General features: G+C 67.8%; 23 protein-coding genes and 1 pseudogene. 14 read left to right on the top strand and 10 right to left on the bottom strand.

Annotated features, from left to right (window positions below):
* Nucleotide 1 precedes the first annotated feature (1 nt).
* Both JLDANKMP_RS10195 and JLDANKMP_RS10190 read left to right on the top strand, forming a co-directional pair.
* A complete protein-coding gene (locus JLDANKMP_RS10195; protein WP_212561026.1) occupies nucleotides 2-601 on the top strand; it encodes a Hemin transport protein in 600 nt (199 codons plus the stop codon).
* 73 nt (nucleotides 602-674) lie between these two features.
* Nucleotides 675-1,601 (top strand): DUF6607 family protein, encoded by a 927-nt coding sequence (locus JLDANKMP_RS10190; protein ID WP_197614386.1) that lies wholly within the window; start codon nucleotides 675-677, stop codon nucleotides 1,599-1,601.
* Between the two features lie 103 nt (nucleotides 1,602-1,704).
* Here JLDANKMP_RS10190 and JLDANKMP_RS10185 read toward each other — a convergent pair whose 3' ends face one another.
* The gene (locus tag JLDANKMP_RS10185) at nucleotides 1,705-4,221 is read right to left on the bottom strand and encodes an FtsX-like permease family protein (RefSeq protein ID WP_212561025.1); all 2,517 of its coding nucleotides are present in this window, start codon (nucleotides 4,219-4,221) and stop codon (nucleotides 1,705-1,707) included.
* Nucleotides 4,218-4,865 carry an ATP-binding cassette domain-containing protein gene (locus tag JLDANKMP_RS10180; protein WP_005408121.1) on the bottom strand — a complete coding sequence of 216 codons (648 nt, stop codon included), beginning with the start codon at nucleotides 4,863-4,865 and terminating at the stop codon, nucleotides 4,218-4,220. Before JLDANKMP_RS10180 ends, JLDANKMP_RS10185 begins: the two co-directional genes overlap by 4 nt.
* A 75-nt stretch (nucleotides 4,866-4,940) precedes the next feature.
* Here JLDANKMP_RS10180 and JLDANKMP_RS10175 point away from each other — a divergent pair, with 75 nt between their 5' ends.
* From JLDANKMP_RS10175 to JLDANKMP_RS10165, 3 genes are all read left to right on the top strand, one after another.
* A complete protein-coding gene (locus JLDANKMP_RS10175) occupies nucleotides 4,941-5,585 on the top strand; it encodes an arylesterase (RefSeq protein ID WP_065183606.1) in 645 nt (214 codons plus the stop codon).
* A gap of 87 nt (nucleotides 5,586-5,672) precedes the next feature.
* Nucleotides 5,673-6,386: a response regulator transcription factor gene (locus JLDANKMP_RS10170; protein ID WP_002811889.1), complete on the top strand. Its 714-nt coding sequence runs from the start codon at nucleotides 5,673-5,675 to the stop codon at nucleotides 6,384-6,386.
* Nucleotides 6,387-6,542: 156 nt separating this feature from the next.
* Nucleotides 6,543-7,814 carry a HAMP domain-containing sensor histidine kinase gene (locus JLDANKMP_RS10165; RefSeq protein ID WP_212561024.1) on the top strand — a complete coding sequence of 424 codons (1,272 nt, stop codon included), beginning with the start codon at nucleotides 6,543-6,545 and terminating at the stop codon, nucleotides 7,812-7,814.
* A gap of 265 nt (nucleotides 7,815-8,079) precedes the next feature.
* Here JLDANKMP_RS10165 and JLDANKMP_RS10160 read toward each other — a convergent pair whose 3' ends face one another.
* Complete coding sequence (locus JLDANKMP_RS10160; RefSeq protein WP_212561023.1) at nucleotides 8,080-8,781, bottom strand: SGNH/GDSL hydrolase family protein; 702 nt, start codon at nucleotides 8,779-8,781, stop codon at nucleotides 8,080-8,082.
* 212 nt (nucleotides 8,782-8,993) lie between these two features.
* Between JLDANKMP_RS10160 and JLDANKMP_RS10155 the strand changes: the two genes are divergently transcribed.
* The 9 genes from JLDANKMP_RS10155 to JLDANKMP_RS10115 all read left to right on the top strand — a co-directional run bounded on the left by JLDANKMP_RS10155 (nucleotide 8,994) and on the right by JLDANKMP_RS10115 (nucleotide 16,414).
* Nucleotides 8,994-9,389: a diacylglycerol kinase gene (locus JLDANKMP_RS10155; protein WP_005408126.1), complete on the top strand. Its 396-nt coding sequence runs from the start codon at nucleotides 8,994-8,996 to the stop codon at nucleotides 9,387-9,389.
* Nucleotides 9,390-9,422: 33 nt separating this feature from the next.
* Nucleotides 9,423-10,172 (top strand): TerC family protein, encoded by a 750-nt coding sequence (locus tag JLDANKMP_RS10150; RefSeq protein ID WP_005408127.1) that lies wholly within the window; start codon nucleotides 9,423-9,425, stop codon nucleotides 10,170-10,172.
* A gap of 225 nt (nucleotides 10,173-10,397) precedes the next feature.
* Entirely contained in the window at nucleotides 10,398-11,558 is a 1,161-nt protein-coding gene (locus tag JLDANKMP_RS10145; protein WP_212561022.1) for an MFS transporter, read from the top strand.
* A gap of 623 nt (nucleotides 11,559-12,181) precedes the next feature.
* The gene (locus JLDANKMP_RS10140; RefSeq protein ID WP_065183608.1) at nucleotides 12,182-12,802 is read left to right on the top strand and encodes a LemA family protein; all 621 of its coding nucleotides are present in this window, start codon (nucleotides 12,182-12,184) and stop codon (nucleotides 12,800-12,802) included.
* A gap of 3 nt (nucleotides 12,803-12,805) precedes the next feature.
* A complete protein-coding gene (locus JLDANKMP_RS10135) occupies nucleotides 12,806-13,693 on the top strand; it encodes a TPM domain-containing protein (RefSeq protein WP_212561021.1) in 888 nt (295 codons plus the stop codon).
* Complete coding sequence (locus JLDANKMP_RS10130) at nucleotides 13,693-14,187, top strand: TPM domain-containing protein (RefSeq protein WP_033834745.1); 495 nt, start codon at nucleotides 13,693-13,695, stop codon at nucleotides 14,185-14,187. The genes JLDANKMP_RS10135 and JLDANKMP_RS10130 overlap by 1 nt, the downstream gene beginning before the upstream one ends.
* Before the next feature lie 51 nt (nucleotides 14,188-14,238).
* Nucleotides 14,239-15,126 (top strand): prolipoprotein diacylglyceryl transferase, encoded by an 888-nt coding sequence (gene lgt / locus JLDANKMP_RS10125; protein ID WP_212561020.1) that lies wholly within the window; start codon nucleotides 14,239-14,241, stop codon nucleotides 15,124-15,126.
* Complete coding sequence (locus JLDANKMP_RS10120; RefSeq protein ID WP_099526839.1) at nucleotides 15,123-15,917, top strand: thymidylate synthase; 795 nt, start codon at nucleotides 15,123-15,125, stop codon at nucleotides 15,915-15,917. Before lgt ends, JLDANKMP_RS10120 begins: the two co-directional genes overlap by 4 nt.
* Nucleotides 15,918-15,922: 5 nt before the next feature.
* Nucleotides 15,923-16,414, top strand: a complete 492-nt coding sequence (locus JLDANKMP_RS10115; RefSeq protein WP_212561183.1) for a dihydrofolate reductase — start codon at nucleotides 15,923-15,925, stop codon at nucleotides 16,412-16,414.
* Between the two features lie 125 nt (nucleotides 16,415-16,539).
* Here the strand turns inward: JLDANKMP_RS10115 and JLDANKMP_RS10110 are convergent, their stop codons facing one another.
* The 7 genes and pseudogenes from JLDANKMP_RS10110 to lptD form a co-directional block, all read right to left on the bottom strand.
* Nucleotides 16,540-17,202, bottom strand: coding sequence for a DUF1287 domain-containing protein (locus tag JLDANKMP_RS10110; RefSeq protein ID WP_212561019.1), 663 nt, complete (start codon nucleotides 17,200-17,202; stop codon nucleotides 16,540-16,542).
* Nucleotides 17,199-18,224 carry a symmetrical bis(5'-nucleosyl)-tetraphosphatase gene (locus tag JLDANKMP_RS10105; protein ID WP_005412296.1) on the bottom strand — a complete coding sequence of 342 codons (1,026 nt, stop codon included), beginning with the start codon at nucleotides 18,222-18,224 and terminating at the stop codon, nucleotides 17,199-17,201. Before JLDANKMP_RS10105 ends, JLDANKMP_RS10110 begins: the two co-directional genes overlap by 4 nt.
* Before the next feature lie 15 nt (nucleotides 18,225-18,239).
* A complete protein-coding gene (gene apaG, locus JLDANKMP_RS10100; RefSeq protein ID WP_005412297.1) occupies nucleotides 18,240-18,623 on the bottom strand; it encodes a Co2+/Mg2+ efflux protein ApaG in 384 nt (127 codons plus the stop codon).
* A gap of 13 nt (nucleotides 18,624-18,636) precedes the next feature.
* A complete protein-coding gene (gene rsmA, locus JLDANKMP_RS10095) occupies nucleotides 18,637-19,440 on the bottom strand; it encodes a 16S rRNA (adenine(1518)-N(6)/adenine(1519)-N(6))-dimethyltransferase RsmA (RefSeq protein WP_012479197.1) in 804 nt (267 codons plus the stop codon).
* Nucleotides 19,437-20,417, bottom strand: a complete 981-nt coding sequence (gene pdxA, locus JLDANKMP_RS10090; protein WP_212561018.1) for a 4-hydroxythreonine-4-phosphate dehydrogenase PdxA — start codon at nucleotides 20,415-20,417, stop codon at nucleotides 19,437-19,439. The genes rsmA and pdxA overlap by 4 nt, the downstream gene beginning before the upstream one ends.
* 18 nt (nucleotides 20,418-20,435) lie before the next feature.
* Nucleotides 20,436-21,764 (bottom strand): annotated as a pseudogene (locus tag JLDANKMP_RS10085) (peptidylprolyl isomerase); the annotation flags it as partial.
* The gene (lptD, locus tag JLDANKMP_RS10080) at nucleotides 21,761-24,262 is read right to left on the bottom strand and encodes an LPS-assembly protein LptD (RefSeq protein WP_080334831.1); all 2,502 of its coding nucleotides are present in this window, start codon (nucleotides 24,260-24,262) and stop codon (nucleotides 21,761-21,763) included. The pseudogene JLDANKMP_RS10085 and the gene lptD, both read right to left, overlap by 4 nt.
* Between the last annotated feature and the right edge of the window lie 35 nt (nucleotides 24,263-24,297).

Here is a 24,297-nt window from a genome sequence, read left to right as displayed (position 1 = left end):
CATGAGCCGAGCACTGTCCGCACGCAGGATTGACTCCATCGCCGCGCCGAACAGCGCGGCCTGGCCTACCCCGGCACAGCTGGCCACGCTCGGCACCGTGTTGTGCCTGTACCACGCCGATGGCAACGAACTGGGCGGCTGGCGCCAGGCCGTACGCGTACACGCCTGCCAGGGCGTGGACAGCGAAGGCCTGCGCGAGAGCCTGTGCTTCCTCGATGGCCGTGGCCACTGCGTGTGGCGCCTGTACCTGCTGCCCGACAGCGACTTCCTGGCCTGGGACCGGCTGGTCGCCGCACTGCCGCCGGGGCCAGAACACAACAGCGATGGCAGCGTCGGCGAACGCTTGTGGCGGCGCCTGGCCGGCCATCTCGGTGGCCAGCGCTGGCGCCTGTGCGTGCTGCGCCTGCATGCCGCCGACGATGGCCGCACGCTGGCCGCCAGTCTGTCGACCCTGTCCTCGCTGGGCGCAGCCACCGCGCGCCGCATCGCACGCCTGGAAGGCGCCGAAGGCGAGCTGGCAATCGACGATTGCTGCTGCGCCGACGCCGCGCGGCGGCCGGCGCCGCGGATTCCCGGCGACCTGCCGCTGATCCGCCTGTGACCCACTCCTGATGGAACGCCCGTTGGCCACGGATGGCCCCTCGATGAATCTGCAACCCAGAAGGAAGACCCCGATGAAGCTCCAGACAGCCAGCGCCATGCTGCTGCTCGCCGCCAGCGGCGTGGCCAGCGCGCAGCCCTCCGATATCGCCCGCGACCACGACAGCATCCTCGCCATGCAGGGTGAGTACACCGTGGACTTCGCCTTCGACGAGACCGTGCTGCTGAAGCCGGGCTACGAGCGTGCACCGGCGATGCGCAGCGGCGGCAGTGAAGTGGTCATCGTGGTCGAGGACACGCCGAAGCGCATCGTGCTGCAGCACCTGCTGCTGGATGAAAAGAGCGGCCACATCACCAAGCACTGGCGCCAGGACTGGGTGTACGAAGCACCGAACCGTTTCGAGTTCAGCGCCGACCAGACCTGGAAGGTGCGCAGTATTCCGTCGGCGGTGAACCAGGGCGCCTGGACCCAGTGCGTGTACGAAGTGAGCGACGCACCGCGCTACTGCGGCACCGGCACCTGGACCTACACCAACAACGTGCCGAGCTGGACCAGCGACCTGAGCTGGCGCCCGCTGCCGCGCCGTGAGTACACCAAGCGCAGCGACTACAACGCGCTGGCTGTGGTCAACCGCCACACGCTGACCCCGAACGGCTGGACCCACGAGCAATTCAACACCAAGGTGCAGCGCAACGCCGATGGCAGCCAAGTGGAGATCGCACGCGAGTTCGGCTTCAACGACTACGTGAAGACCACCGAGGTCGACTTCACCCCGGCGCGCAACTACTGGAAGGCCACCGCCGGCTACTGGGCCAAGGTTCGCCAGCGCTGGGACGGTTTCCTGACCCAGGCCCCGGGCGTGCACCTGAAGACCAGGATCGACGGCATGGCGATGATCATTCCGCTGTTCACCCAGGCCGAAGCGATCCAGTCCGGCAAGAAGGTGAAGGACACGCAGATCGACGACGTGTTCGCCAAGTACGTGGAAAAGGCCCAGTAGATCCACGCCATGCGTGGATGTGCTTGTTCCTTGAACACTGGCAGCGCCGTCCTGGGCTCTTGGTAGGTGCCGAGCTTGCTCGGCACGCGCCCCGGGCGCCGCCTCAGGCCTCGCGCAGCGCCAATGCCGGTGGCGTATGCAGGATCGCCCGCGTACCCCACCAGCCTGCCAGCAGGCTCAGCCCGATGCCGACCACGCCGCCGATCAGCAGGCCCGGCCACGGCGGCAGCAATGGCAGCTCGAACACCTTCTGCGAGACTGCCACGCCGATGGCGGCCGCCGCGCCCACCGCGAGCAACGCGGCCAGCGTGCCCAGTGCGCCGAACTCCACCAGCACCGCACCGCGCAGCTGGCGCCGGGTCGCGCCCAGCGTGCGCAGCACCGCGCTGTCGTAGCGACGCTCGCCCGCCGTGGCCTGCAGCGCGGCCAGCAGCACCAGCACGCCGGCCAGCAGGCTGAACACCATCACCAGCTGCACCGCCTGTGCCACCCGCTCCATCACATCGCGCACCTGCGAGATCACCGCGTCCACGTCCAGCAGCGACAGGTTGGGCTGCGCGCGTATCAGCTCGCCCAGTCCGGCTGCCTTGCCGGCCGGCAGGTGGAATGCCGACAGCAGGTTGTGCGGTGTATCGCCCACCGCGTTCGGGTTCAGCAGCACGAAGAAGTTCGGCCGGAAGGTGTTCCAGTCGGCCTTGCGCACACTGGTCACGGTGAACTCGCGCTCCTGCTCGCCTACTGCAATGGTGATGCGGTCGCCGGGATACACGCCGTAGCGCTTGGCCCAGCCGATTTCAACCGACGCCTCCGCCGCCGTGCTTTCGGGCGTCCAGAAGGTGCCGTTCATCAGCGTGTTGGCCGGCGGGAAGCTGCTGCGCCAGCTGAAGTTCAACGGCCGGTTCTCGTCGTCGTCACCGCGCTGGGCTTCGCCTGACGCCGGCTGCCCGCTCTGGTCCGGCGAGCGATCCACGCGCAGCGGCGGCTTGCCGTTGATCGCGATCAGGCGGCCGGTGGCCATCGGTTCGATGCTGGCGTCGTTAGCGCCCAATCCACGCAGCGTGGCCAGCACGCTGTCGCGCTGTTCGGGCTGGATGTTGATCAGGAAGTAGTTCGGCGTATCCGCGGGCAGGCGTTCGCGCCATTGCTGCAGCAGGCCGGGGCCGGTCACCGCCAGCAGCAACAGCGCGCACAGCGACAGCGACAGCCCGACCAGCTGCATCACCGCCAGCATCCGGCGCCGGGTCAGCGCCGCCAGGCCCAGCCGCCAGTGGCCGTGCAGGCGGTGCTGCAGGCCGCGCAGCAGCTGCAGCAGCACGAAGCCGACCACGCCGGCCGCCACCGCCAACGCGGCCAGGCCGCCCAGCACCCATAGCGCCAGCTTGAGATCACCGGTCACCTGCACCGCCAGCAGCAGGCTGGCCGCCAGCGCTGCTACGTAGGCCAGCAGCGAGGCCGGGGGCAGGGCGGCGAAGGAGCGGTTGAGCACGCGCATCGGCGGCACCCCGCGCAGGCGCAGCAGCGGCGGCAGGCCGAAGCCGAACAGCAGCAACAGGCCGATGCCGGCGCCGGTCAGCGCCGGCATTGCCTCGGGTAGCGGCAAGCGCTGCGGCACCAGGCTGCCCAGCACCTGCACCAGGCCTTCCTGCGCGGCCATGCCCAGGCCGATGCCGAGCGCACAGGCCGGCAGCGCCAGCATCAGCAGCTGCAGCGCCAGGCCAAGCAGGATGTCGCGCTGGCGCGCGCCCAGGCAGCGCAGGATCGCCACCTGGTCGATGCGGCGCAGGGCAAAACGGTTGGCCGCCAGCGCGGTCGCCACGCCGGCCAGCAATACCGCCAGCAGCGCGCTCAGGCCGAGGAAGCGCCCGGCAAGATCAAAGGCCTGGCGCACGCCGCGCTGGGTGTCGTCCACGCTCAGCAGGCGAAGGCCTTTTACCTGTGGCAGCAGCCACTGGCGCAACGCGGCAACCTGGTCGGCGGAGCCGGCGAACATGAGCCGGTAGTTGATGCGGCTGCCAGGGCCGAGCAGGCCCGTGCCTTCCACATCGGCGCGGTTGACCAGCAGGGTGGGGGAGAGCGTCAGCAGGTCGCCGCCGGCATCCGGCTCGGCCTCGATGATGCCGGCGATGCGCAGCGTGCCGGCGCCGAATTCGAGATCATCGCCGGCCTTGAGTCCCAGCCCCTGCAGCAGGCGCGGGTCGGCATAGGCCTGGCCCTTGGGCGGCATGCCGGCGTTGGCGATCAGCGCGCCACCGGGCGTGCTGCGCACCCTCAGCGTGCCACGCAGCGGATAGCCCGCCTGCACCGCCTTGATGCTGGCCATCTGGCTGGCATCACCGTTGAACAGCACGCTGCCGAAGCTGGCGATGCGGGTGAAGGCCAGTCCACGCCGCTGCGCCTCGTCGGCGAACGCCTGCGGCGGGTCATCGCGCCCGGCGATGCCGAGGTCGCCACCGAGCATTTCCGCTGCGCTGCCGGTCAGTGCCAGGTTGACCCGGTTCACCAGCGTGCCGACCGCGGTCATCACCGCCACGCCCAGCACTAGTGCGGCGAACACGGTCAGCAGGTCACCGGCCAGCGCCTCGCGGCGCAGCGCGCGCCACGCATGCCGCAGCAGGTTCATGCCTGCGCCCCACGCTCGACCGGCAGCAGGCGGCCGTCGTCGATGCGGTGGATGTACTGGCAACGCTGGGCCAGGCGCAGGTCGTGGGTGACCAGCACCAGGGTGGTGCCGCTGCCGGCGTTGAGTTCGAACAGCAGGTCGCTGATGTGCTGGCCGGTGGCGTGGTCCAGCGAGCCGGTCGGTTCGTCGGCGAACAGGATGCGCGGGCGGGTGACGAACGCACGTGCCAATGCCACGCGTTGCTGCTCGCCGCCCGACAACTGGCGCGGATAGTGGCGGGCGCGATGGGCCAGCCCGACCTGGGCCAGCACTTCATCGACCCGCGCCCGGTCTTCGCGTCCGGCCAGTTCCAGCGGCAGCGCGACATTCTCGGCGGCGGTCAGCGCCGGCAGCAGGTGGAAACTCTGGAACACGAAGCCGACCTCACGCGCGCGCAGCTGGGCGCGGGCCTCCTCGTCCAGCGCCGACAGGTCCTGGCCAGCCAGCGCGATGCGGCCGCGACTGGGCAGGTCCAGCCCGGCCAGCAGGCCAAGCAGGGTGGTCTTGCCGGAACCGGAGGCGCCGACGATGGCCACGCTGGTGCCTTCATGGACCGTCAGGGTGATGTTGTCCAGTATGTGGACTTCACCCTCCGGGCCCTGCACGGACTTGCCGACCTGGTCGACGGCGATGGCGACGGGCGCGCTGCGGGGGGACAGGCTGTCGATGAGGAGACTCCAATGCGCAAGACGGGATGGAGCCGGCGAGCCGGCGCGATGATGGTGCTGCTGCTAGGGTTCCTGCTGTTGCCGGGGCTGGCCTGTGCCAAAGGTCCGGCCGGCACCGTGCTGGTGCTCGGCGACAGCCTCAGTGCTGCCCACAATATCCCTGCCGACGCCGGCTGGGTCAGCCTGCTGCAGCAGCGGGTCAGGCAGCAGTCGAAAACCCCGGCGCGCATCGTCAACGCCAGCATGAGCGGCGAGACCACCGCCGGCGCGCTGACCCGCCTGCCGGGCCTGCTGGCGAAGGAAAAGCCGACCGTGGTAGTGATCGCCCTTGGCGGCAACGACGCACTGCGCGGGCTGACCCCGGCGCAGGTGCAGGGCAACCTGGGAAAGATGGTGCAGGCCAGCCAGAAGGCGGGCGCGAAGGTGCTGCTGCTGGGCATTGACGTGCCGCCCAACTACGGGCCGGCCTATCGCCAGCGCCTGGCGGCGGCCTACAGGGCGCTGGCCACGCAGTACAAGGTGCCGCTGCTGCCCTTCCTGCTGGAGGGGGTGGCCCTGCAGCCGGGCATGATGCAGGCCGACGGCCTGCACCCGACCGCACAGGCGCAGCCAAAGGTGCTCGACAACGTCTGGCCGCTGCTCAGGCCGCTGCTCTGAACCGTTTGTTTACCTCTTGACGGAACTTCACATCGCGTCCACCGTCGATCCGGCATGTTTCACAAAGCTGAAGTTAGAGGGAATCACATGCGTCAGACGAAGGAGACCTCCGGCTTGGTGCTGGTGGTCGAAGACAACCGCAACATCTCCGAGATGATCGGGGAATACCTGGAAGGTCGCGGCTTCGAAGTCGACTATGCACAGGACGGCCTGGATGGCTACCGCCTTGCGGCGGAGAACAGCTATGACGTCGTGGTGCTCGACTTGATGTTGCCGCGCCTGGATGGCATCGAAGTGTGCCGTCGCCTGCGCAACGATGCGCGCAAGTCCACCCCGGTGCTGATGCTCACGGCACGCGACACGCTGGACGACAAGCTCACCGGCCTGGGTTTCGGTGCCGATGACTACCTGACCAAGCCGTTCGCGATCCAGGAGCTGGAAGCCCGCCTGCGCGCGCTGATCCGTCGCGAACGTCGCCAGGTCGGTTCGGAAGTGCTGAAGGTGGCCGACCTGGTGCTCGATCCGGTCAGCATGCGTGCGACCCGTGCCGGCACCGAGCTGCAGCTTTCGCCGATCGGCCTGCGCCTGCTGACCATCCTGATGCGCGAATCGCCGCGCGTGGTCACCCGCCAGGAGATCGAGCGCGAGATCTGGGGCAATGGCCTGCCGGATTCGGACACCCTGCGCAGCCACCTTTACAACCTGCGCAAGATCATCGACAAGCCGTTCGACCGTCCGCTGCTGCACACCGTGCAGAGTGCCGGCTACCGCATTGCCGACATCGCCCAGCCGATGGCCTGAGCAGGATACTCGCCGGTGCAGCAGCAGGCCCGGCCGGGTTGTGGCCACGTACGAGGGCAGGGCATGACCGGCCGGCGTTGCCGCCGGTCATCGCCCATGCACCCGCACGGCGTGGCGCGCTGCCTATAATCGCAGCGCTCTGACCGGGACTCCGCAATGCCGCACGGCCTGCCGCGCAAGATCCGTATCGCCTTCATCCTGCAGGCAGTGTTGGCCAGCCTGGGCATCCTGCTGGGTGCGTGGCTGGTCTCGCTGGTGATCAAGCACAGCCTGGTGGGCGCTGCCCTGCGCGAGGAGGCGGCGTACTACTGGACGCTGCACGAAGCGTCCCCGGTGCAGCCACCGCCCAATACCCAGAACATCCGCGGCTACCTGCTGGAAAGCGGGCAGTCGGCACTGTCGTTGCCGGCCAACCTGCGCAATCTGGAGCCCGGCTTCCACGAACTGCCCGAGGACGACCAGCTGGTGCTGGTTGATGTGCGCCCGGCTGGCCGCCTGTACCTGGTGTTCCTGCGCTCGCGCGCAGAGATGCTGGCGTTCTGGTTCGGCATCGTGCCGGTGCTGCTGACCCTGTTGGCGGTGTATGGCGCCAGCTGGGTGACCTACCGCGCGTCCAAGCGCCTGGTGTCGCCGGTGAACTGGCTGGCTCGGCGCGTCTCGCGCTGGGACCCGGGGCATCCGGAAGCGGCCGACCTGGAGCCCAACAAGCTGCCGGCGGACATGCAGGGCGAGACCCGGCAGCTGGCGGCCGCGTTGCACTCGCTGGCCAACCGGGTCAGCGCGCACGTGGCACGCGAGCGCAACTTCACCCGCGATGCCAGCCATGAACTGCGCACGCCGCTGACCGTCATCCGCGTTGCCAGCGACATGGCACTGGGTGATGAAAGCCTGCAGCCGCGCCTGCGCCGCAGCCTGCAGCGCATCCAGCGGGCTGGCCGCGACATGGAAGCGGTGATCGATGCGTTCCTGATCCTGGCCCGCGAGGCAGACGTCGAACCGCAGATCGAGCTGTTCGACGTCAACGACATCGTCCGCTATGAAGTGGACAACGCCAACGAACTGCTGGGGGCTCGCCCGGTGTCGGTGCACCTGCACAGCGATGGCCCGGTGCAGCTGCATGCGCCGCCGCGGGTGCTGCAGGTGGTGGTCAGCAACCTGGTGCGCAATGCATGCAGCTACACCGACGAAGGGCGCATCGACGTGCATGTACACAACGATCGGGTGGTGGTGCACGATACCGGCATCGGCATGTCCCCCGAAGCGCTGTCACGGGCGTTCGAACCGTTCTATCGCGCCGAACCCAGCCGTCCGCAGGGTACCGGCCTGGGCCTGTCGATCGTACGCAGGCTGTGTGATCGCTTCGGCTGGAAAGTCAGCCTGGCCAGCGAGCCGGGCCAGGGCACCGAGGCCACGGTGATCTTCCGGTAGAGGGATTTTGCCGGGCTGCGCCCGGCACCCGCCGAGGCAACATCAACATCAAAAGCGGGCATTCCGTGGAATGGCGGGGCGGTGTGGGTTTGCAGGACACGCCGTAAACCCGTCCATGGGGGCTCGATGGCGCCATCCATGGCGCCAACGGTCCTGCAAACCCACACCGCCCCGCCTTCGACAGTTTCCCGCGATCCGCAGTAGATCCACGCCATGCGTGGATGGGGTGCGGTAGCGCCGGGCCATGCCCGGCGTCCACAGTGCCTCAGTTGCAGTTGACCTTCGGTGCCAGCGCCCTGGTCCAGATGTCATAGCCGGCCGGGGTCATGTGCAGCATGTCCTCGCGGAACAGCGTTGCATCCGGCTGGCCATCCGCGCCCAGCATCGGCGTGTAGATATCGGTGAAGCCGGTGTTGGGCAGCTTGGCCAGCGCGGCCTTGATCAGCGTGTTGGCCTCGTTGATCGCCGGCAGCAGGTGCGCACGCGACGGGCTCGGCTTGATCGACAGGTACTCGACCTTGGTCTTCGGCAGGTCGTGATGCACGCGCTGCACGAAGGCGACCACGTCGTCGCGGACCTGGGTCGCGGTGCGGCCGCTGTTGAGGTCGTTGTCACCGGCGTAGAAGAACACCTTGCACGGCGCATACGGCACCACGATCTGGCCGGCATACCAGGTGCTGTCACGCACTTCCGAGCCGCCGAAACCGCGGTTGAATACAGGCTGGCCGGGGAAGTCGGTGGCCAGGCTCTCCCAGAAGCGGATGGAGGAGCTGCCGATGAATTCGATGCCACCGCGGGGCGGCGGGTTGGCCTGGTCGGCGCTGGCGAACCGGGCCATGTCGCCGGCCCAGGCCACGTTGGAGACCTGTTCGGGTACCCGGGGCGACGTGGTCGGGCCCAGGGCCTGGGCCAGCGGTGCGGCGGTCAGCAGGCCCAGCATCAGCAGGCAGGTACGGCGACGGGACATCAGGCGCTCCAGCAGGGAAGGGAACGCCATCATAGAAGCTGGGGCGGGCCGGGGCTTGCCCCTGGCGGTCCATTCACCGGGCCGGCGCCGGGATGCGGCTGGCGGCCTTGTGGCAAAATGGCGGCCATCTGCCTATTCCTGTGCACCCATGATTCCCTGCCGTGCGTCTGAGCGGTCGCTGCGCCGCGCCCCTGTTGCTGGATGTTCCACCCGTGGCTGATCAGTTCGGCCATCTGCCGCGCGGCCCGCGCCGCATCTTCCAGGCCGCCCGCTGGTCCTGGCAGGGCCTGCGGGCCGCCTGGCTGCACGAATCGTCGTTCCGGCTGGAGGTCTACCTGCTGATCCTGCTGGCGCCGGTCGCGGTCTGGCTGGGGCAGACGCCGGTCGAGCGTGCGCTGATGATCGGTTCTATGCTGCTGGTGCTGGCGATGGAACTGGCCAACTCGGCCATCGAGGCGGTGATCGAACGTTACGGCAGCGAAATCCACGAGTTGGCTGGCCGCGCCAAGGACATGGGCTCGGCGGCGGTGTTCGTGCTGATGATGAACGTGCTGTTGTGCTGGGCCCTGGTCGTGGTTCCACACGCGCTGGCCGGCAGCTACGGCTGAAACCCCATTCCCCCACTGCCTTGAAGAGATTCCATGTCCTTTGAGTTCCTCGCCGACCCCAATGCCTGGGTAACCCTGTTCACGCTCAGCGCGCTGGAAATCGTGCTCGGCATCGACAACCTGGTGTTCATTTCCATCGCGGTCAGCAAGCTGCCGGAAGAGCGTCGCCCGTTCGCACGCAAGCTCGGTATCGCCGTGGCCTGCATCACCCGTATCGGTCTGCTGGTGTCGCTGGCGTATCTGGCGCACATGGCGGCCAACCTGTTCACGGTGGCCGGCATGGGCATCTCCATCCGTGACCTGGTGCTGATCGTCGGTGGCCTGTTCCTGATCATCAAGGGCTGCATGGAGATCAAGGAACTGATCAGCGGCGGCGAGGATGAAGATCCGAGCACCACCAAGGCCTCGGCCGTGTTCGGCTACGTGATCGCGCAGATCGCGGTGATCGACATCGTGTTCTCGCTGGACTCGGTGATCACCGCAGTTGGCATCGCCGACCACATCCCGGTCATGGTCGCCGCCATCCTGCTGTCGGTGTTGGTGATGCTGCTGGCCGCCAACCCGCTGGGCCGCTTCATCGACGCCAACCCGACCGTGAAGATGCTGGCGCTGGCCTTCATCCTGATGATCGGTGCGGTGCTGATCCTGGACGGCCTGGACGTGCACGTGCCCAAGCCCTACATCTACGCCGCGATGGGCTTCTCGGTGCTGGTGGAATGGCTGAACCTGCTGATGCGCCGTCGCGCGCGCGAGCACAACGTGCCGGGCGCCGGCAACTGGTAAGCGCCTCTGGCATGTAAGTCCCTCAGAACCCCCGGCCCGGCCGGGGGTTCTGCGTTTGTGGGGGGGGGCACGGCTCTGCTACGGCGCTGCGGTTTTTGCACTTGCAGCGGGTTTCCGTGCCCCACTTGTGAACCAGAATCAACAGTGTTTTCCCGAGGCGAGGCTTAATCCGCCACAGCAAAGCGCGCAGGCTACGCACTCCCGAATCCCTCCCCCAGGACCCCCATGAATTCCAGAGCCGCCTTGCTGGCGCTTGCCGTCGGCGCCTTCGCCATCGGAACCACCGAGTTTGCGCCGATGGGCCTGCTGCCGGTCATCGCCGAGGGCGTGGGCGTGGGCATTCCCACTGCCGGCATGCTGATCACCGCTTACGCCGTGGGCGTGATGCTGGGCGCACCGGTGATGACCCTGCTGATGGGACGGTTCGGCAAGCGCACTGCGCTGATGCTGCTGATGTCGATCTTCGTGGTCGGCAACCTGCTCTCGGCACTGGCCCCGAACTACGGCCTGCTGTTGCTGTCGCGCCTGGTCACCAGCCTCAACCACGGTGCCTTCTTCGGCATCGGTGCGGTGGTTGCCGCCAGCCTGGTGCCGAAGGACAAGCAGGCCGCCGCCGTGGCCACCATGTTCATGGGCCTGACCATCGCCAATATCGGCGGCGTGCCGCTGGCGACCTGGGTGGGCCAGCAACTGGGCTGGCGCCTGTCCTTCGCCGGTACTGCAGTGCTGGGCCTGATTGCGATCACCGCGCTCGGCTTCGCGCTGCCGGCATCTGCACCGGGGCCGCGCCCGGACGTGCGCCGCGAACTGAAGGCCATCCTGCAGCCGCAGGTACTGCTGGCGATGGGCACCACGGTGCTCGGCGCGGGTGCGATGTTCACTCTGTACACCTACGTGGCGCCGGTGCTGACCGAACTGACCGGCGCCTCCAACACCTTCATCGCGATGTCGCTGGCCCTGATCGGTATCGGCTTCACGTTTGGCAATGGCATCGGTGGGCGCATGGCCGACTGGTCGCTTGATGGCGCGACCCGCATCCTGCTGGCGGTCCTGGCCGTGCTGATGTTCGTGCTGCCGCTGGCGTTCATGCACCACGCCACTGCGGCGCTGGGCGTGCTGCTGTTCGGCGCGGCGACCTTCGCCATCGTGCCGCCGCTGCAGATCCGGGTGATGCAGGCGGCGAGCGAGGCGCCGGGCCTGGCGTCGTCGATCAACGTGGGTGCTTTCAACCTCGGCAACGCGATGGGTGCCGCGCTGGGTGGTGCGGTGATCAGCTTGGGTTTGGGTTACGCGGCGATTCCGGTGGCCGGTGGCCTGCTGGCGGCATCGGGGCTGCTGCTGGCGTGGCTGGGGCGTCCGCGCACTGCGGTGGCTGAGGCCTGCTGAGGGTAGAGGGTTTCCGGCAGGGCTTGCAGCCCTGCACCCGCTGCAATCAACGTCAACGTCAACGGCAAAAGCCTGCATTCCGTGGGTTGGCGGGGTGGGTCCGGTTGAGGGGGACGCTGCAAGTACGTCCATGTAAGCTCGGTCGCCGCATCCATGCGGCTCACGCCCCCTCAACCGGACCCACCCCGCCTTCGACAGATTCCCGCGGTCTGCCGGAACGGCGTTCCGCTCCGGTAGGTGTCGACCTTGGTCGACACGAATGCCTGAAGAACCGCGTTTTGCTTTTGATTTTTCTTTTGATCTTCCCGCGGTGCGCAGGAAATTGTCCGTGGCCGGGAGGGTGGGTTGGCTGGGGGCGTGAGCGCCATGGGCCCGAGGCATGCCACGGGCGGGTTGGGCAGGACGCCCAACCCCGGTCTTGCCGTGTGCGCAGGACAGCGCACACGAGCAAGCGCGATCGAGCTTACATGGACGTACTTGCAGCGCCCCCCAGCCAACCCACCCTCCCGGCCGACCCCGATAACGCTTCCTCGCCAACCACCGCGGAGGGGGCGGCGCCCGATGGCCGGTCTTTCACCCGAACCGTGGCATGCTCGGTGCCCAGTCCACCCGGAACCTCCGCCATGCGCCTGTTCACCCGTGTCCTGCCCCTGATGCTGCTGGCCTCCCTGCTGTCCGGCTGCGGCTACAACGCCATCCAGCAGAAGGATGAAGCGGTCAAGGCCAGCTGGTCCGAAGTGCTCAACCAGTACAAGCGCCGCGCCGATCTGGTGCCCAACCTGGTGCAGACCGTGAAGGGCTTCGCCAGCCAGGAAGAGCGCGTGCTGACCGAAGTCACCAACGCCCGCTCGCGTGTTGGCCAGATCAACGTCAACGCCGACGACGAAGCCTCGCTCAAGCAGTTCCAGCAGGCCCAGGGTGAACTCGGCAGCGCACTGTCGCGGCTGCTGGTGGTCACCGAGAACTACCCGGTGCTGAAGTCGGACCAGAACTTCCGCGACCTGCAGGCCCAGCTGGAAGGCACTGAAAACCGCATCACCGTCGCCCGCGGCCGCTACATCCAGCAGGTGCAGGACTACAACACCTACATCCGCTCGTTCCCGCAGGTGATCACCGCCAAGCTCTTCGGCTACAAGACCAAGCCGAACTTCACCGTGGAAAACGAAGCGCAGATCTCCAACGCGCCGGCGGTCGATTTCGGCAGCGCGCCGCAGCAGCAGCCGGCACCGCAGCCGGGCCACTGACCCATGCGCCTGGCCACTGCGCTCCTGGCCCTGCTGCTGTGGCTGCCGCTGGCTTCGCATGCACAGCAGCTCGCTCCGATTCCGGCGCTGGATTCGCCGGTGGTCGATACCACCGGCACGCTGGACGCCACGCAGAAGCAGGCGCTGGTGCAGCAGGCGATTGAGCTGCAGCAGCGCAAGGGCAGCCAGCTGCAGGTGCTGGTGGTGCCCACCACCCAGCCGGAGGACATCGCGCAGTACACCACGCGGGTCCTCGACCAGTGGCAGATCGGCCGCAAGGGCGTGGACGACGGGGTGCTGCTGGTGGTGGCCAAGGACGACCGGCGCGTGCGCATTGAACCCGGTTATGGTCTGGAGGGAGCGATTCCCGATGCCATCGCCAACCGGGTCATCCAGGAATACCTGGTGCCGCGCTTCCGCAACGGCGACTACGCCGGTGGCATCACCGACGCCACGGCGGTGCTGGTCAAGCTGATCGACGGGGAAGCGCTGCCGGCACCGGTCAGCGGCCATCGCGGGCGTGAGCCCAGTGGTGGTGGCGATACCTGGTTCCTGGCGCTGTTCATCGGTGTGTTCGCCGGCAGCATCCTGCGCGGGATCTTCTCGCGCGTGCCGCGTCCGCTGCGTGGCCTGCTCGGCGGTGCCGGTGCGGCGCTGGCGGCATTCCTGTTCACCTCCACGCTGCTCGCCAGTGGCCTGGCTGGCGTCGTGGGCCTCATTGTTGCCATGCTCTCCGGTCACCCGGGCCGCTTTGCCGGTGGCGGTGGCTGGGGTGGTGGCAGCTGGGGCGGCGGAGGCGGCTTCGGCGGGGGCGGTGGATTCGGCGGCGGCGGCGGTTGGGGCGGCGGCGGTGGCCGCTCCGGCGGTGGCGGTGCTTCGGGGGGCTGGTGATGATCCAACGACTGTGTCGTCATGTATTTTCGCCGTCGGTACGGCGCGCGTTCCCGCCGGCCACGCTGCAGGCGATCACCGAGGCCATCGCAGCCGGTGAGCAGCGCCACGGTGGCCAGGTGATGTTCGCGGTGGAGGCGGACCTGCCGCTGGCCGCGCTGTGGCACAAGGTCACCCCGCGCCAGGCCGCCGAACATGCCTTCGCGCGCCTGCGCACCTGGGATACCACCCACAACAACGGTGTGCTGATCTACCTGCTGCTGGCCGACCACGCCATCGAGATCGTCGCCGACCGTGGCCTGCAGGGCCGGGTCAGCCCGGCACAATGGCAGCGGGTCTGCACCCACCTGCGCGAGGGCCTGCGTGGCTCCAATCCGGTGGAAGCGCTGCAGGATGCCATCGACGAGGTCTCCAGCCTGATCGAAGGGCACTTTCCAGCCTCGACCCGGTCGAACGATGACGCGTTGCCGAACTCGCCCCAGCTCCTTGGTTGAGCCGGGGCGGCACTGGCCCGAGAATAGGCGTTCAACCGCAAGGCACCTTCCATGATCTATTTCCACGACATCGACCCCATCGCCCTCTCGCTGGGGCCGATCAAGGTGCATTGGTACGGCATCATGTACCTGTTGGGCTTCACCGCCGCCTGGCTGCTGGGACGCACGCGCATCGCCGCCGGCCGCCTGCCGGGCGTCGACGCCAATGGTTTCTCCGACCTGCTGTTCTACGCCATGCTCGGCGTGGTGCTGGGCGGGCGCATCGGCTACATGCTGTTCTACGCGCTGGGCGATTTCCTGCACAACCCGCTGCTGCTGTTCAAGGTGTGGGATGGCGGCATGAGTTTCCACGGCGGCCTGCTGGGCGTGCTGGGCGCCTGCTGGTGGTGGTCGCGCAAGCACAAGCTGCATTTCTTCGACACCATGGATTTCATGGCGCCGCTGGTGCCGCTGGGCCTGGGCTTCGGGCGCATCGGCAACTTCATCGGTGCCGAGCTGTGGGGCAAGTACACCGACGGCACGTGGGGCGTGGTGTTCCCGTCCGGCCTGCCGGCGCCGCTGAACCAGCTGGACCACGCGACCCTGCAGGCGCAGTTCGCCACCGGCGCGCTGAACCAGTTCGCGCGCCATCCGTCGCAGCTGTATGAAGCCTTCCTGGAAGGCCTGGTGATGTTCGTGGTGCTGTGGGCCGTGTCGGCCAAGCCGCGCCACCGTTACCTGGTCGGCGGCCTGTTCGCGCTGATGTACGGACTGTTCCGCTTCGCGGTGGAGTTCGTGCGCATGCCCGACAACGGCGTCTACGTGGCCTTCGACTGGCTGACCCGTGGCCAGATCCTCAGCCTGCCGCTGATTGCCTTCGGCCTGGTACTGCTGGCGATGTCGCGCCGCGCGCCGGTGCTGCAGCCGCAGCTGCCGGTGGCTGCCGGGGGCAAGGCATGAAGGCTTACCTGGACCTGCTCTCGCATGTGCTCGAGCACGGCGCCGAGAAGAGCGATCGCACCGGCACCGGTACCCGCAGCGTGTTCGGCTGGCAGATGCGCTTCGACCTCAATGAAGGTTTCCCGCTGGTCACCACCAAGAAGCTGCACCTGCGCTCGATCATCCACGAGCTGCTGTGGTTCCTGAAGGGCGACACCAACATCGGCTACCTGAAGGACAACCAGGTGCGGATCTGGGACGAGTGGGCCGACGAGAACGGCGATCTCGGCCCGGTGTACGGCAAGCAGTGGCGCAGCTGGGCCACCGCCGATGGCCGTGAGATCGATCAGATGCAGTGGCTGGTCGACGAGATCAAGCGCAACCCCGATTCGCGGCGGCTGGTGGTCAGCGCCTGGAACGTGGGCGAGCTTTCGCAGATGGCGCTGATGCCGTGCCACAACCTGTTCCAGTTCTACGTGGTGGACGGCAAGCTCAGCTGCCAGCTGTACCAGCGCAGCGGCGACATCTTCCTCGGCGTGCCGTTCAACATCGCCAGCTACGCGCTGCTGACCCACATGGTGGCGCAGGCCACCGGCCTGGGCGTGGGCGATTTCGTGCATACGCTGGGCGACGCGCACCTGTATTCGAACCACTTCGAGCAGGCGCGCGAGCAGCTGTCGCGTGAACCGCGCGCGCTGCCCAAGCTGTGGTTGAACCCGGAGGTGACCGATCTGTTCGGCTTCCAGTTCGACGACATCCGCATCGACGGTTACGATCCGCACCCGGCCATCAAGGCGCCGGTGGCGGTATGAGCGCTATGAAGCTGTCGATGATCGTGGCGCTGGATCGCAACCGTGGCATCGGCCAGGGCAATGCCATGCCCTGGCACCTGCCGGATGATTTCAAGCACTTCAAGGCGCTCACCCTGGGCAAGCCGATCCTGATGGGCCGCAAGACGGCCGAATCGATCGGCCGCGTGCTGCCGGGACGGACCAACCTGGTGCTGACCCGCAGCGGCCAGGTGCCGTTCGAGGGCATGCGCGCGGTGGCGTCGCTGGACGAGGCGAAGGCGATTGCCGAAGGCGAGGGCGCCAGCGAGCTGTGCATCATCGGCGGCGGCGAGATCTTCCACCAGCTGCTGGACCAGGCCAGTGACCTGTACCTGACCTTGGTGGATGCCGAAATCCCCGCTGATACCCATTTCCCCGAAGTCGACATGCAGGACTGGCGGGAAGTGAGCAGCGAGCCGCACCCGGCCGACGAACGCCATGCCTACGCGTTCCGCTTCGCGCACTACGTGCGCCGCTGATCGCGCAAATACCAACAAAAACACCGACGGGGATGTCGACGGGGTAGAGTCGACTGTTAGTCGACTGCTCTCGGCGGTCACCCGAAAAACCCGCGCTGCGCGCGAGAGTCGACTGACAGTCGACTCTACCTGGGCTGTCGCTGCGGCATCCGGTAATGCCCGATGATGGCGTGCTGGAACAACAGGTTCTCTTCGCGCGTGCCGCGCGCGATGTTGTGCAGCACCAGCGGCGTGCCATTGGCCAGCCGCCGGTCGGAGACGATGCCCACGTGCAGCAGGCCGTTGCCGTTGAGCTTCCAGGCGACGATGTCGCCGGCCGCATAGTCGGTGGCGGCGGCCGTGATCGGTTGCTGCCAGCCCTGCCGTTCGAACCAGCGCATCAGGTTCGGCACACGGCGATGATCGATGTTGCGGTCCGGCCGTGACAGGCCCCAGATCGCGGGATAGGCACCGAAATTGCCGCGCATGTCTTCATGCACGCGCGCCTGCAGGTCCAGGCCCTGGCTGCGCAGGGCACGCACCACCACGTCGGTGCACACGCCGCGATCAACCGGAACGTCGCCGCCGGGATAGGCCAGCACCTGATAGGCAGGGTCGTAGCGGGTGGTGACGCCGACCTGTGCGCGCGCCGCTGCCACCAGCGGCGGCGAAGGCGCCTGCGGTTGCGATCGCGTGAGGCCAGCGTTTCCGCCGTCGGCGGGGGCCGGGGCCGAAGAGGGCTGGCAGCCGCTGGCCAGGGCCACCGTCAGCAGCAGCACCGTCCATGGTGCCCCACCGCGCCGCGTCATGCCTGCGGCGGGGGACTGTTGCTGCCGGGGCCCGCAGAGCCACCACCCGCGCCGCCGCCACGGCGACGACGACGGCGTGGGCCGCGGTTGCCCGGGGTGGCGGCCGGGGTGTTGCCGCCGCCCTGTTCCTTGCCCTGCGCCGATGCCGCCGGGCGCTCGTGCGCCGGTCGCGCTGGCGGGCGTGCGTTGGGCACGGGTGCAGGGACATCGCGGCCCGGCACCTGCACCACGCGCAGTTCATCGGTATCGAGCTGGATCGCGGTCAGCTTGCCGCCCCAGACTGCGCCGGTGTCGATGGCATGCACGCCCTGGGTGATGGTCAGGCCCAGCGCCGACCAGTGGCCGCAGACGATCTTCAGGTCGCGCTCGACCCGGCCCGGCACTTCGAACCAGGGGTACAGTCCCTGTTCCTGCGTGCCCGGCGTGCCCTTGTCCTCGATGCCGATGCGCCCGCGCGGGGTGCAGTAGCGCATGCGGGTGAGCACATTGATGATCGCGCGTGAACGGTCGTAGCCGGACAGGTTCGGTGCCCAGCTCGGCTTGTCGCCGTACATGTTGCGGAACAGCTTGCGGTAGCCGGCACCGTGCAGTTGCGCCTCGACCTCGGCGGCATGCTTTTCGGCCATCTGCGTGGTCCACTTCGGCGCCAGGCCGGCGTGCACCATCATCCAGCCCAGTTCGCGGTCCACGTGCACCAGCTTCTGCAGGCGCAGCCAGTCCAGCAGTTCGTCGCGGTCCTCGGCCTGCACGATGCGCAGCAGGTCCGGGTTGACCTTGCGCTGTTCCTCTTCGGTGCGTGCACCGACGGCCAGCAGCGAAAGGTCATGGTTGCCCAGCACCACCACGCTGTGCTCGCGCAGCGAATGCACCAGCCGCAGCGTTTCCAGCGACTGGCCACCGCGGTTGACCAGGTCGCCGCAGAACCACAGGGTGTCCTGCGCCGGGTCGAAGCGGATCTTCTCCAGCAGCCGCTGGGTGACGTCATAGCAGCCCTGCAGGTCGCCGATCGCCCACACACTCATCGTCCGGCCTCCGTGTCAGTGCAGGGTACGCGGGATGGCCAGCACGAAAGGTGCGACCGGCGCGGCAAATTCGGTGCCGTCGTCGGCGACCATGTCGTAGTGGCCCTGCATGGTCCCGTGATCGGTCCCCAGCATGACACCGGACGTGTAATGGAAGTCTTCACCGGGACGCAGGCGTGGCTGCTCGCCGATCACCCCGTCGCCATCGACATGCTCGACGCGGCCGTTGGCATCGGTGATGCGCCAGTGGCGTGCGACCAGGCGCGCGGCAACACGCCCCTGGTTGTGGATGCGGATCGTGTAGGCGAACGCATAGCGTCCGTCTTCCGGCGCGGATTGATCGTCGAGGAAGCGCGGTGCGACTTCGACGGAGATGGCGTAAACGTCAGCGTCTTCCATACCGGCAGTGTAATCAGGAGGCATTGGCCAAAGCGATGAATTCGGCCACGTCCAGCTGTTCGGCGCGGGCATCGGGACGCACGCCGGCGGCAACGAACTGTTCGGCGGACACCACGTTGTTCAGGGCGTTGCGCAGGGTCTTGCGGCGCTGCCCGAAGGCGGCCTTGACCACCTCGGCGAAACGCTTGTGGTCGCTGATGCTGATCGTGGCCGGGTCACGCGGCACCAGCCGCACCACGGCCGAATCGACCTTCGGCGGCGGCCGGAACGCGCCCGGCGGCACCACGAACAGCGAGGTCACCTGGCAGTAGGCCTGCAGCATCACGCTGAGCCGGCCGTACACCTTGCTGCCGGGGCCGGCGGCCATGCGGTCGACCACTTCCTTCTGCAGCATGAAATGCATGTCGCGGATCACCGCGGCATGTTCCAGTGCATGGAACAGGATCGGCGAGGAGATGTTGTAGGGCAGGTTGCCGACCAGGCGGATCGGCTGGCCGGCGGCCAGCTCGGTGAAGTCCACGCGCAGCACGTCGCGGTGGACGATGGTCAGCTCGCCCAGCGGCTCGGCGGCGGCGGTCAGCGGCGCGATCAGGTCACGGTCGAACTCGATCACCGTCAGTTTCGGATGCACGCGCAGCAGCGGCAGCGTGATCGCGCCCTGGCCGGGACCGATCTCGACCAGGCGGTCACCGTCTTTCGGGTTGACCGCCATCACGATCTTGTCGATGTAGTGGCGGTCGGCCAGGAAATGCTGGCCAAGCTGCTTCTTGGCCGGGGCGGTGAACACCGGGCCGGAGGGGGAATGCGGGGAATTCATGCGCTCAGTGTACGTTGCCGCGCAAGCTGCGCACACAACGTCGTTGCCGCCTGCAGGCTGGAAGGATCGGCAACGCCACGGCCGGCAAGGTCCAGCGCAGTGCCGTGGTCCACCGCAACGCGTGGGTAGGGCAGGCCCAGGGTCAGGTTCACGGCCTGCTCGAAGCCCGAGTACTTCAGCACCGGCAGGCCCTGGTCGTGGTACATCGCCAGCACGGTGTCGAAGCCGGCCAGCTTGGCCGGCAGGAAGGCGGTATCGGCTGGCAGCGGCCCGATCAGGTCCATGCCCTCCGCGCGCAGGCGCTGCAGCAGCGGGATGACCAGGTCCAGTTCCTCGCGGCCCAGATGGCCGTCTTCGCCGGCGTGCGGGTTCAGGCCGAGCACGGCGATGCGTGGCGCGGGCAGGCCGAACTCGCGGCGCAGCGCGGCGTGCACGGTGCGAAGGGTGTGTTCCAGGCTGGGCGCGGTAATCGCGTCGGCCACCTCGCGCAGTGGCAGGTGGGTGGTGGCCAGGGCCACGCGCACGATGTGGTTGGCCAGCATCATCACCACCTTCACCCCAGCCTGGTCGGCCAGCAGTTCGGTGGTGCCGCTGTAGGCGATGCCGCCTTCGTTGATGACGGCCTTGTGCACCGGGCCGGTCACCACGCCGTGCAGTTCGCCTGACAGGCAGGCCTGGCCGGCAGCGAGCAGGGCGCCGATGACCGCGCCGGCATTGGCCGGATCGGCCTGGCCGAAACGGCTCGGGGTGGCATTGGCAACCACGCGCAGGCGCAGGTCGCCGGGGATGCGCGCTTCGGCACCCTCGGGCAACAGTTGCAGCGGCAGGTTCAGCGCGGCCGCGGCCGCGCGCAGGGTGTCCGGGTCGGCGAAGGCCAGCAGCCGGCAATCTTCACGCGGCTGCTGGACGAGGCGGACGCACAGCTCCGGGCCGATCCCGGCGGGCTCGCCCGGTACCAGAGCGAGCTCGGGGCGCATCGATCAGGACTGCGGCGGCGTGGCGGTGTTTTCCGCGCGGTCGCCACTGCGGAAGCTGACGTAGGCTTCGCCGCGCAGTTCCTGCAGGAAGCGGTTGTACTCGTCTTCCAGCTTGCGGCGGCCAATGGTCTCGCGGACCTGGGCACGCTGGTTGTCGTTGGTCACGTCGGTCTGGCGAGTGGCCACGCGCTGCAGGATGTGCCAACCGGCATCGGTGCGGAACGGCTGGCTGACGCCGCCGTCCTGGATGGCGGCCACCTGCTGGCCAAAGGCCGGACCGAACGCATCGGCCGGGAACCAGCCCAGATCGCCGCCCTGGCCCTTGCTGTTGTTGTCCTCGGAGGACTCCTTGGCCACGGTTTCGAAGTCCGCGCCACCGGCAATGCGGGCACGCAGGGTATCGATCTTGGCTTTGGCGGCCGCGTCGGTCTGATGATCGTCCACGCGCACCAGGATGTGGCGACCGTGGTACTCGGTGACGGTGCTGGCGCCAGCGGTGGCGCTGGCATCACGCACTTCCACCAGCTTCAACAGCTGGAAGCCGCTGGGGCCACGGATCGGGCCGACCACTTCGCCGGGCTTCATCTTTTCCATCATCTGCGCGAAGGCCTGCGGGATTTCATCCAGGCTCCGCCAGCCCAGGTCGCCGCCTTCCAGCGCATTGGGGCTGTCGGAATAGCGCACGGCCGCCGCGTTGAAGTCCAGCTCGCCCTTGTCCAGCAGGGCCTTGACGCCATCGGCCTTCTTCTGGCCGGTGGCGATCTGGTCGGCGTTGGCGCCGTCCGGCAACGCGACCAGGATGTGCGCCAGGTGGTACTGGTTGCCTACCGTGGCCTGCTGCTTCAGCGCGGCATCGACTTCACCCTCGCTGACGCTGATGCGGCTCTGCGCGAAGCTCTGGCGCAGGCGCTGCACGGTGATCTCATCACGCACCGATGCGCGGAAATCGTTGAAATCGATGCCGTCGTGGGCCAGGCGCTGGCGCAGGGCGTCCAGGTTCGAACCGTTCTGCTGGGCGATGGAGTTCATCGCCTGGTTCAGCTCCTGGTCGCTGACCCGGATGCCGCTGCCCTGGGCACGGGCTACCTGCAGCTTGACCAGCACCAGGCGCTCGAGCACCTGGCGGCTGAGCACGTCTTCCGGCGGCAGCTGGTTTTCCCGCCCGGCGTACTGCGCCTTGATGTTGGCGATCGCACGCTGGAGCTCGCTCTGCAGGATCACGTCCTCATCGACGACGGCGGCAATGCGGTCGAGCGGCTGCGCCTCCTGGGCAAGCACCTGCAGGGGGGCGGACACGCTGGACACCGCCAGCAGCGAGGCGAGTAGAACGGGGAAGCGCTTGGTCATGGGATCAGATTCGGATCGTAGTCATCGCGGGTCGCCCCGGTGTTGCTGGGCGGCACGAGATAGAGGTCGTCGCGGTTGTAGCCGAGGATAGCACGGCGCAGAGTGCGGTCCGTGTCCTGGCCGATGGAGCTCAGGCCCTTCAGGACGAACTCCACCTGGATGGAGTTGTTCATCTCGCCTTCGCGATTGCGGACATAGCGGCGGCCGACCACACGCACGGCTAGGCAGCAGCTGTCCCACTGGACACCGCCGATGATTTCCAGCGGCTCCTTGTCCTGCAGCGAGTAGTAATAGCGGCCGACCAGGCTCCAACGCGCATTCAGCGGGTACAGGAACGACAGGTCGGCCTGCTCCAGCAGGGTGCGGTCATGCTTGTTGGCACCGGGCAGAGCACCGGCATTGATGCGGTAGCGGTAGCTCAGGTTGACCACGCCGTCGTTGGGCATCAGGTAACGGGCACGGACGCTGGCCAGATCCTCGCGCTTGTACTTCGGGTCCCACTGGTAGGTGGCGCCCAGGGTCCAGCGGTCGTTGATCATGTAGTTGCCGTCGGCGATCCAGGCCGACTTGCCCTTTTCCACCGGGGCGCCGCCGGGGGTGGTGGTCACCCGCGACTCATCGAAGTACTGGATCTGGCCGATCGAGGCCGAGAAACGTTCCTTGCCGGTGGTCTGGTCGATGAACCGGGTGCTCACCGCCAGGGTCAGCTGGTTGGCGTCGTTCTGGCGGTCGGCGCCGGTGTAGCGCGAGTCGCGGAACAGCTGGCCCCAGCTGAAGGTGAAGTCACGGGTGTCGAAGATCGGCAGCTCGTCCTGGTTGCGGTACGGCGTGCGCAGGTAGAACAGGCGCGGTTCCAGGGTCTGCAGGAACGACTTGCCGCGGATGCTGGTTTCGCGATCGAAGAACAGGCCGGCGTCGATGCTGCCGATCGGCAGGCTGCGGCTGGGCGAGGTATTGCCGCGCAGCTGCTCGGGCGTGGCCGTGTTCGGGTCGATGCCCTGCGAACGCAGGATCTGGGCCTGGATGCCTCTCACACCATCCACCAGGCCACGGTCCAGCTGATAGGCGGTGTAACGGTAGGCCAGGGTCGGGGTCACATACCAGGCCGCGCCGCTGATCGGGAATGACACATACGGCTTCACGTCCAATCGCGAACCGCCGCTGACACCGACGCCGTCGGTCCACTGCACGCCATTGCGGGTGTACTGCAGATCCTTACCGGTGCCGACGGCGTTCTTGAAGTTGATGTCGTCGTGGGTGAAGCGCACCGCTTCGGCGTAGATGCCGGCTTCCAGCCAGGGCCGGACCGGCTTGTCCCAGTTGAAGTACAGGCGCGGCTGGCGGTTGTAGGGCAGGGCGCGCTCGTCGAGCGTGTAGTCGGTCAGCTGCCAGCGGTCGGCCATGATGCCGGCCGTCCAGTTCGTGCCGGTGCCATACAGGCCCACCGTGCTCTGCAGGTTGGAGGCGGTCACCCCCACCAGGCGGTTGGCGAAATCCTCGACATAGCGCTCGTCGCTGACCCAGGCCAGGTTGGCGCGGGCCTGCCAGTGGCTGTCCACGTTGTGGTAGCCGGTGAACATCACCCGGCCGCGGTCACGGTCACGCAGGCGGTCGTTGGGCATGAACGAGGTCAACACCTCGCCGCGGCCGCCGTTGTAGAGGTAGCGGAACTCGTTGTCGAGCAGCAGGCCGCGCCGGCTCATGTAGCGCGGGGTCAGCGTGTCGTCGTAGTTCGGAGCCAGGTTGAAGTAGATCGGCTGGGCGTAGTCGAAGCCGTTGCGCCCGGACATGCCCAGCTGCGGGAACAGCAGGCCGGTCTTGCGGCGGTCATCGATCGGGAACTTGAAGTACGGCGCCCACAGCACCGGCACCTTGCCGATGCGCAGCACGGCGTTGCGCGCGGTGCCGAAGCCCTCGTCGTTGTCCACTTCGATCTGCGGCGCCGACAGCTTCCACACCGGCTGCGAGGGGTCGCAGGTGGTGTAGGTGGAGCGGTGCATCTGGCCGACCGCACCCTGCAGGTCGACCGACTCGGCATCGCCGTTGCCCCGGCGCGAGACCAGCTGGTACTTGATGTCGGAGATCTTGTGGGTATCGCTTTCCTGGTTGCCTTCGGCACGCTTGGCGACCATCCGGATCGACCCGTCCTGGTAGCGGACATTGCCGTCGGCGATGTAGTTGCCGGTCTCGGTGTCGAAGCTGAGCTTGTCGGTACCGACGAACTGGTCACCCCGGCGCAGCGCCACGTTGCCCTCGTACTGCGGCACGGTGGTGGTGCCCAGCAGCTGGTCACCCTCGATGTCGGTCGGCTGCTGCTCGCGGGCGGCCGCGGCGGCAGCCTTGTCCTGGGCCGGGACCGGGGTGGGGGCGTCAGTGAACGCGGGAATGACGTCGGTGGCCGGGCACAGGCCCCAGTTGAGCGGCTTTTCATCGGCCATCGCCGGCAGGCTGATGGCGATGCTCAGAGGCAGGGGAAGCAGGCGGAGGGCTCGGCGCACGCGGTTCGGATTCGGGCGAAAACGGACGGTAGCTT

The organism is Stenotrophomonas sp. PE591 (assembly GCF_018320795.1).
GTDB classification, from domain to species: Bacteria; Pseudomonadota; Gammaproteobacteria; order Xanthomonadales; family Xanthomonadaceae; genus Stenotrophomonas; species Stenotrophomonas maltophilia.
This window is presented reverse-complemented; position numbering and strand designations above follow the sequence as displayed.